5 protein-coding genes are annotated in these 8054 nt (G+C 68.9%); all 5 read left to right on the top strand.

Annotation, left to right across the window (positions count from 1 at the left end; genetic code table 11):
- Positions 1-6: 6 nt before the first annotated feature.
- A complete protein-coding gene (locus tag A5704_RS11830; protein ID WP_067758898.1) occupies positions 7-1047 on the top strand; it encodes a hemolysin family protein in 1041 nt (346 codons plus the stop codon).
- Positions 1048-1327: 280 nt separating this feature from the next.
- Positions 1328-3523, top strand: coding sequence for a malate synthase G (locus A5704_RS11825; protein ID WP_067758894.1), 2196 nt, complete (start codon positions 1328-1330; stop codon positions 3521-3523).
- A 108-nt stretch (positions 3524-3631) separates the two neighbouring features.
- Positions 3632-5671, top strand: a complete 2040-nt coding sequence (locus A5704_RS11820; protein ID WP_067889141.1) for a substrate-binding domain-containing protein — start codon at positions 3632-3634, stop codon at positions 5669-5671.
- Positions 5672-5895: 224 nt separating this feature from the next.
- A complete protein-coding gene (gene kasB, locus A5704_RS11815; protein WP_067784992.1) occupies positions 5896-7149 on the top strand; it encodes a 3-oxoacyl-ACP synthase KasB in 1254 nt (417 codons plus the stop codon).
- A 67-nt stretch (positions 7150-7216) separates the two neighbouring features.
- Positions 7217-8054: haloalkane dehalogenase (locus A5704_RS11810; protein WP_067889138.1), on the top strand; the 838-nt coding region annotated here is incomplete at its 3' end.

The following is an 8054-nucleotide window of genomic DNA, read 5'->3' as shown; positions in this document are numbered from 1 at the left end:
TCCGCGATGAGCGATCCCGTCGGAGTGTTCCTGGCGATCGTGCTGATCGGCGTCAACGCCTTCTTCGTCGGCGCGGAATTCTCGTTGATCTCGGCCCGGCGCGACCGGCTGGAAGCGCTGGCCGAGCAGGGCAAGGCGCGCGCGGTCACGGTGATCCGCGCCGGCGAGCAGTTGCCGGCGATGCTGGCCGGGGCCCAGCTGGGTGTCACCGCCGCGTCGCTGCTGCTGGGGCGGATCGGCGAGTCGGCGGTCTCCAGCCTGCTGCGCTCGGCGCTGGGGCTGACCAGCATCCCGCCGCCGCTGCTGCACACGTTGTCGTTCGCGATCGCGTTGGCGATCGTCGTGACGCTGCACGTGCTGCTGGGCGAGATGGTGCCGAAGAACATCGCGCTGGCCGGTCCCGAGCGCACGGCGATGTTGCTGGTGCCGGCCTACCTGGCCTACGTGCGAGCCGTCCGGCCGTTGATCACGTTCTACAACAAATGCGCCAGCGTGGTGGTTCGCGCGCTGGGGGTCGAGCCCAAGGAAGAGCTCGAGCTGACGGTGTCCCCCGTCGAGCTGAGCGAGATGATCGCCGAATCGGAATCGCAGGGCCTGCTGGATCCGGAGGAGCACACCCGGCTGACCCGCGCCCTGCAGATCGGCACCCGGGTGGTCGGCGACGTTGCGGTCCCCCTCGGTGATGTGCACGCCGTGCCGGTGGCCGCACCGGGTTCCGGCCCGACGGTCGGTGCCGTCGAGCGGGCCCTGGCCGAGACCGGCTACTCGCGGTTCCCCGTGGCGAACGTCACCGGTGATTTCATCGGCTACCTGCACATCAAGGACATGCTGACGCTCGGTGACGACCCGGGGACCGTGATCGACCTGGCGATGGTGCGGCCCCTTCCGCGCCTGCCCAAGTCGCTGCCGCTGGCCGACGCGTTGTCGCGGATGCGCCGCAGCAACAGCCACCTGGCGCTGGTGACCGGCGCGGGCGGCGAGGTGGTCGCGATGGTGGCCATGGAAGACCTGGTCGAGGACCTCGTCGGCACCATGCGCGACGCGTAGGGGCACTGGGTCGCCGAGGAGGGCTGCGGCGAGCCCGTATGATTTCCATCGGCTGCCAGTCAAGAAAGTGCTGGAGGGCGCAGGATCTCAGGCGCGTCGACGCGTTGCTGTAAATCGACCCCCTGGCTCGCCGCAGCGGCATGGTTTGGAGCTGTCAGCGCGGCTTGACCTGGTGTGGCGGGTCGGGCGGATACGCTCACCAGGCTGCTGCTCGGTAGGCTGAAGGCATTGCCGCTCCGAGCCAATGCGGCTTGGTGAGGCTTCATTACGGAGGAGAAACATGACTGATCGCGTGTCGGCGGGGAACCTGCGCGTCGCCCGAGTGCTCTACGACTTCGTGAACAACGAGGCCCTGCCCGGCACCGACATCGACCCGGACAGCTTCTGGGCGGGAGTCGACAAAGTCGTCACCGACCTGACCCCCAAGAACCAGGATCTGCTGCGCCGGCGCGACGAGCTGCAGGCCCAGATCGACAAGTGGCACCGGCAACGCGTGATCGAGCCTTTCGATGTCGAGGCCTACCGGCAGTTCATCACCGAAATCGGTTACCTGCTGCCCGAACCCGAGGATTTCACGATCACCACCTCGGGTGTCGACGACGAGATCACCACGACCGCGGGCCCGCAGCTGGTGGTGCCCGTGCTCAACGCCCGCTTCGCGCTGAACGCCGCGAACGCGCGCTGGGGCTCGCTGTACGACGCCCTCTACGGCACCGACGTCATCGGAGAGGACGACGGTGCGGAGAAGGGCACCAGCTACAACAAGGTCCGCGGCGACAAGGTCATCGCCTACGCCCGCAACTTTCTTGACCAAGCGGTGCCGCTGGAGTCCGGCTCCTGGGCCGACGCGACCGCACTCTCGGTCGAAGACGGCCGGCTCAAGGTCGCGACCGGCGACGGGTCCGTCGGCCTGGCCAGCCCGGAGAAGTTCGCCGGCTACACGGGCGAGCTCGGCTCCCCCGACTGGTCGGTGCTACTGGTCAATCACGGCCTGCACATCGAGATCCTGATCGACCCGGAATCGCCGATCGGCAAGACCGACCGCGCCGGCATCAAGGACGTGGTGCTGGAATCGGCCGTCACCACGATCATGGACTTCGAGGACTCGGTTGCCGCCGTCGACGCCGACGACAAGGTGCTCGGCTACCGCAACTGGCTGGGGCTGAACAAGGGCGACCTGTCCGAGGAGGTCGCCAAGGACGGCAAGACCTTCACCCGTGTGCTCAACCGGGACCGCACCTACACCACGCCCGACGGTGAGGGTCAGCTGACCCTGCCCGGCCGCAGCCTGCTGTTCGTCCGCAACGTGGGTCACCTGATGACCAACGACGCGATCGTGGATGCCGATGGTAACGAGGTTTTCGAGGGCATCATGGACGCGCTGTTCACCGGCCTGACGGCGATCCACGGGCTCAAGACCGGCGACGCGAACGGCCCGCTGGCCAACAGCCGCACCGGATCGATCTACATCGTCAAGCCCAAGATGCACGGGCCCGACGAGGTCGCCTTCACCTGCGAGCTGTTCAGCCGCGTCGAGGACGTGCTGGGCCTGCCGCAGGCCACGCTGAAGGTCGGCATCATGGACGAGGAACGGCGCACCACCGTCAACCTCAAGGCCTGCATCAAGGCCGCGGCCGACCGGGTCGTGTTCATCAACACCGGTTTCCTGGACCGCACCGGCGACGAGATCCACACGTCGATGGAGGCCGGCCCGATGATCCGCAAGGGCGCGATGAAGAGCACCGCGTGGATCAAGGCCTACGAGGACGCCAACGTCGACATCGGGCTCGCCGCCGGCTTCAAGGGCAAGGCGCAGATCGGCAAGGGCATGTGGGCGATGACCGAGCTGATGGCCGACATGGTCGAGCAGAAGATCGGCCAACCGAAGGCGGGCGCGACCACCGCGTGGGTGCCCTCCCCGACGGCGGCCACGCTGCACGCGATGCACTACCACTACGTCGACGTGGGCGCCGTGCAGGAGGAGCTGGCGGGCAAGAAGCGCACCAACATCGAGGAACTGCTGACCATCCCGCTGGCCAAGGAACTGGCCTGGGCTCCCGAGGAGATTCGCGAGGAGGTCGACAACAACTGCCAGTCGATCCTCGGCTACGTGGTGCGCTGGGTCGCCCAGGGCGTCGGCTGCTCGAAGGTGCCCGACATTCACGACGTCGCCCTGATGGAAGACCGTGCGACGCTGCGGATTTCGAGCCAGCTGCTGGCCAACTGGCTGCGCCACGGTGTCATCACCGAGGAGGACGTGCGCGCCAGCCTGGAGCGGATGGCGCCGCTGGTCGATGAGCAGAACGCCAAGGACGCGGCCTACCAGCCGATGGCGCCCGACTTCGACGACAGTCTGGCGTTCCTGGCCGCCCAGGACCTGATCCTGACGGGAACCCAGCAGCCCAATGGCTACACCGAGCCGATCCTGCACCGCCGTCGGCGCGAGGCCAAGGCCCGCGCGGCGCAATCAAATTGAGCCGGTGCCTTAATCGGCCTCGGCACCCATTGATGCCGCTGGTGACTAAGATCAGCGGCGGGTTGACAACAAGTCGGATCTATCGACGGAAAGGCGACGGACACCGTTATGGGTAGGCACAGTTTGCCCGACCCTGAGGACTCCGTCGACCAACCGTACGAAAGCGGCGAGGCGGAGGACCGTCACCGGGACGCGGTCGGAGAGGACTACTCCGACGCGGGCCACTACCCGGCCGACGACTATTCGGACGCGGACGACTTCTCGGACGAGGACGAGCCCTACGGCGCCGGGGACTTCGCGGGTGACGCGGCCGACGAGTACCCGGAGTTCCCGCCGCGGCAGCCGGGCCCGCCCGCCTCGGAGCCGCCGGCCGCGTCGCCGTCGCTGTTCCGCGGCGGGCACCGGGGACTCGGTGACTGGCGGGGCGGCCACCGCAGCGAGAGCGGGCGCAGGGGAGTCAGCATCGGCGTCATCGTGGCCCTCGTCGCGGTCGTCGTCGTGGTGGGCACCGTGATCCTGTGGAGCTTCTTCGGCGACGCCTTGTCCAACCGCTCGCACCAGGCCGCCGGGCGCTGCGTCGGCGGCAAGGAAACGGTCGCCGTCATCGCCGACCCGTCGATCGCCGACTCCGTACAGCAGTTCGCGCAGAGCTACAACTCCTCGGCCGGCCCGATCGGGGACCACTGCGTGGAAGTCAGCGTCAAGCCCGCGGGCTCGGACGCGGTCCTGAACGGCTTCATCGGCAAGTGGCCCGCCGACCTCGGCGCGCAGCCGGCATTGTGGGTCCCCGGCAGCTCGATCTCGGCCGCGCGGCTCGCCGGGGCCACGGCGCAGAAGACGATCACCGACAGCCGTTCGCTGGTGACGTCGCCGGTGGTGCTCGCCGTCCGGCCCGAACTCGCGTCGGCCCTGGCCAACCAGAACTGGGCGGCGCTGCCCGGGCTGCAGACCAATCCGAACGGATTGGCCGGCGTGAACCTGCCGGCCTGGGGGTCGCTGCGACTGGCCGTGCCGATGAACGGCAACGGTGACGCGGCGTTCCTCGCCGGGGAGGCGATAGCGGCCGCGTCGGCCCCTCCCGGCGCGCCGGCGACCCAGGGCACCGGCGCGGTGCGCGCGGTGCTGAACGGACAGCCCAAGCTGGCGGACAATTCGCTGACCGAGGCGATGAACGCCCTGCTGAAGCCCGGCGACGCGGCGGCCGCGCCGGTGCATGCGGTCATCACCACCGAGCAGCAGCTGTTCCAGCGCGGCCAGTCGTCGCCAAACGCCAAGGGCGCGTTGGCCTCCTGGCTGCCGTCGGGCCCGGTGCCCGTCGCCGACTACCCCACCGTCCTGCTGAGCGGCTCGTGGCTGACCCAGGACCAGTCCGCCGCCGCCAGCGAGTTCGCCCGCTACATGCACAAGCCCGAGCAACTCGCCAAGCTGGCCAAGGCCGGCTTCCGGGTCAACGGCGTCACGCCGCCGAGCAGCCCGGTCACCACGTTCCCGGCGCTGCCCGCCGCGCTGTCGGTGGGGGACGACGCGATGCGAACGACGCTTGCCGAGGCGATGGCCACCCCGTCGAGCGGGCTGGCCGCGACCATCATGCTCGACCAGTCGATGCCCGGCCAGGAGGGCGGGAAGACCCGGCTGGCGAACGTGATCGCCGCACTTCAGGACAAGATCAAGGCGCTGCCGCCCACGTCGGTGGTGGGCCTGTGGACGTTCGACGGTCACGAGGGCCGCTCCGAGGTACCCGGCGGGCCGCTGGGCGACCCGGTCAACGGCCAGCCGCGCGCGGCGGCGCTGACGGCCGCGCTGGACAAGCAATACTCGTCGGCCGGTGGTGCGGTGTCGTTCACCACTTTGCGCATGATCTACCAGGAGCTGCAGACCAACTACCACGTCGGCCAGACCAACTCGATACTGGTCATCACCGCGGGCCCGCACACCGACCAGACCCTGGACGGGCCCGGGTTGCAGGACTTCATCCGCAAGAGCGCCGACCCGGCCAAACCGATCGCGGTGAACGTCATCGACTTCGGCGGTGACCCGGACCGCGCGACGTGGGAGGCGGTCGCCCAGCTCAGCGGCGGCGGCTACCAGAACCTCGCCTCGTCGGCGTCCCCCGACCTCGCCGCGGCACTCAACGCCTTCCTGAGCTGAGGCCGGATTAGGCTCGCGTACGGGGCGGGTACGGCTACGTTGCGGCGGGGTCTTCCCCGTCTGCAACGCAAGTTGCCGCTAGGCTTTGAGGTTGATTCCACGGCCGACGCGACGGGAAGGCTTTCGGTCGAGCGCCTTCCACGGGAATCCGGAGGGTGCCCCGATGTACGCGCGTCCGTGACGACGACCGGGGCGGCGTCGCGAAAGGATGATCCACGACAGCAATGACGAAACTGATTACTGGACAAGCACTTCCAAACGTGGTGGTCACCGGGATCGCCATGACCACCGCACTGGCCACCGACGCGGAGACCACCTGGAAGTTGCTCCTCGACTGCCAGAGCGGAATCCGCGAGCTCGATGACCCGTTCGTGGAGGAGTTCGACCTGCCGGTCCGCATCGGCGGGCACCTGCTGGAGGAATTCGACAGCGAGCTCAACCCCGCTGAGCTGCGCAGAACCGGCTACCTGGCGAGGATGTCCGCCATCGTCAACCGGCGGGCTTGGGACCATGCCGGCTCCCCCGACGTCGACCCGAACCGCCTGCTGGTGTCGATCGGCACCGGTTTCGGTTCCGGCGAGGAACTGGTGTTCAGCCTGGACAACCTGCGGGCGCGCGGCGTGAAGGCGGTCTCGCCGCTCGCCGTCAGCAAGTACATGCCCGACGCGGCCGCCCAGGCGGTCGGCCTGGAACGGCACGCCAGGGCGGGTGTGATGACGCCGGTGTCGGCGTGTGCGTCGGGCTCGGAAGCCATCGCGCGGGCCTGGCAGGCGATGGTGTTCGGCGAGGCCGACGTCGCGATCTGCGGCGGCGTCGAGACCAGGATCGAGGCGGTGCCCATCGCGGCCTTCGCGAACATGCGGATCGTGATGTCGACGAACAACGCGGATCCGGCCGGTGCGTGTCGCCCGTTCGACAAGGACCGCGACGGTTTCGTGTTCGGCGAGGCGGGCGCGCTGATGGTGCTCGAGACCGAGGAGCACGCCAAGGCGCGCGGGGCGCGCATCCTGGCCCGGCTGATGGGGGCCGGGGTGACGTCCGACGGCTACCACATGGTGGCGCCCGACCCGAGCGGGAGCCGGGCCGGCCAGGCGATGACCCGCGCCATCCAGCTCGCGGGTCTCACGCCCGACGACATCGACCACGTCAACGCCCACGCCACCGGGACGCAGATCGGTGACCTGGCCGAGGCCAAGGCCATCAACAACGCGTTGGGCAACAACAGGCCCGCGGTGTACGCGCCGAAGTCCGCGCTGGGGCATTCCGTCGGCGCGGTGGGCGCGGTGGAGTCGATCCTGACCGTGCTGGCGTTGCGCGATCAGATCGTTCCGCCGACGCTGAATCTGCAAAACCTGGACCCGGAAATCGATTTGGACGTGGTGTCGGGCAATCCACGGCGCGGCAATTTCCGATACGCCATCAACAATTCGTTCGGGTTCGGCGGGCACAACGTCGCCCTCGCCTTCGGCCGGTACTGACGTCCGCTGCGGCCCGGCTGATGTCGCACTCGGGGCCTAGCATCATGGGCGCGAGCGAAGGAGCGCCATGAGCATCGATTTCACGCCCGACCCACGGCTCTACCCGTTCCAGTCGCGCTGGTTCGACAGCTCGCGGGGCCGGCTGCACTACATCGACGAGGGCTCAGGGCCCCCGCTTGTGTTGTGGCATGGCAACCCAACCTGGAGCTTCCTGTATCGCAACATCGTCATCGCGCTGCGGGACCGGTTCCGCTGCATCGCACCGGATTACCTGGGGTTCGGGCTATCGGATCGGCCCGCGGCGTTCGGATACACCATCGAGGAGCACGCCCGGGTGCTCGGCGAGTTCGTCGACCACCTGGAGTTGGAGGGCTACCTGACGATGGGCCAGGACTGGGGCGGCCCGATCAGCATGGCGGTCGCGGTGGAGCGGGCCGAGCGGGTGCGCGGCGTCATCCTGGGCAACACCTGGTTCTGGCCCACCGACGTGTTCACGACCAAGGTGTTCAGCCGGGTGATGTCCAGCCCGCCGCTGCAGTACGCGATCCTGCGCCGCAACTTCTTTGTCGAGCGACTCGTTCCCGCCGGCACCCGGCATCGCCCGAGCGAGGCGGTGATGGAGCACTACCGCGCCGTGCAGCCCAGCCCCGACGCGCGCAGGGGCGTCGCCGAGATGCCCAGGCAGATCCTGGCCGCCGAACCCCTGCTGGCGCGCCTCGCCCGCGACGTGCCCGCGAAGCTCGGCGCCAAACCCGCCCTGTTCGTCTGGGGCATGAAGGACTTCGCCTTCCGGCCCGGCCCGACCCTGCCCCGGATGCGGGCGACCTTCCCCGACCACGTCCTGGTCGAACTGCCCGACGCCAAGCACTTCATCCAGGAGGACGCGCCCGATCAGATCGTCGCGG

Origin of the sequence: Mycobacterium sp. E735, assembly GCF_001666955.1 — a bacterium.
Lineage (GTDB): Bacteria > Actinomycetota > Actinomycetes > Mycobacteriales > Mycobacteriaceae > Mycobacterium.
Note: the sequence above shows the minus strand (reverse complement) of the source record. Positions and strands in the feature narration are given on the sequence as shown.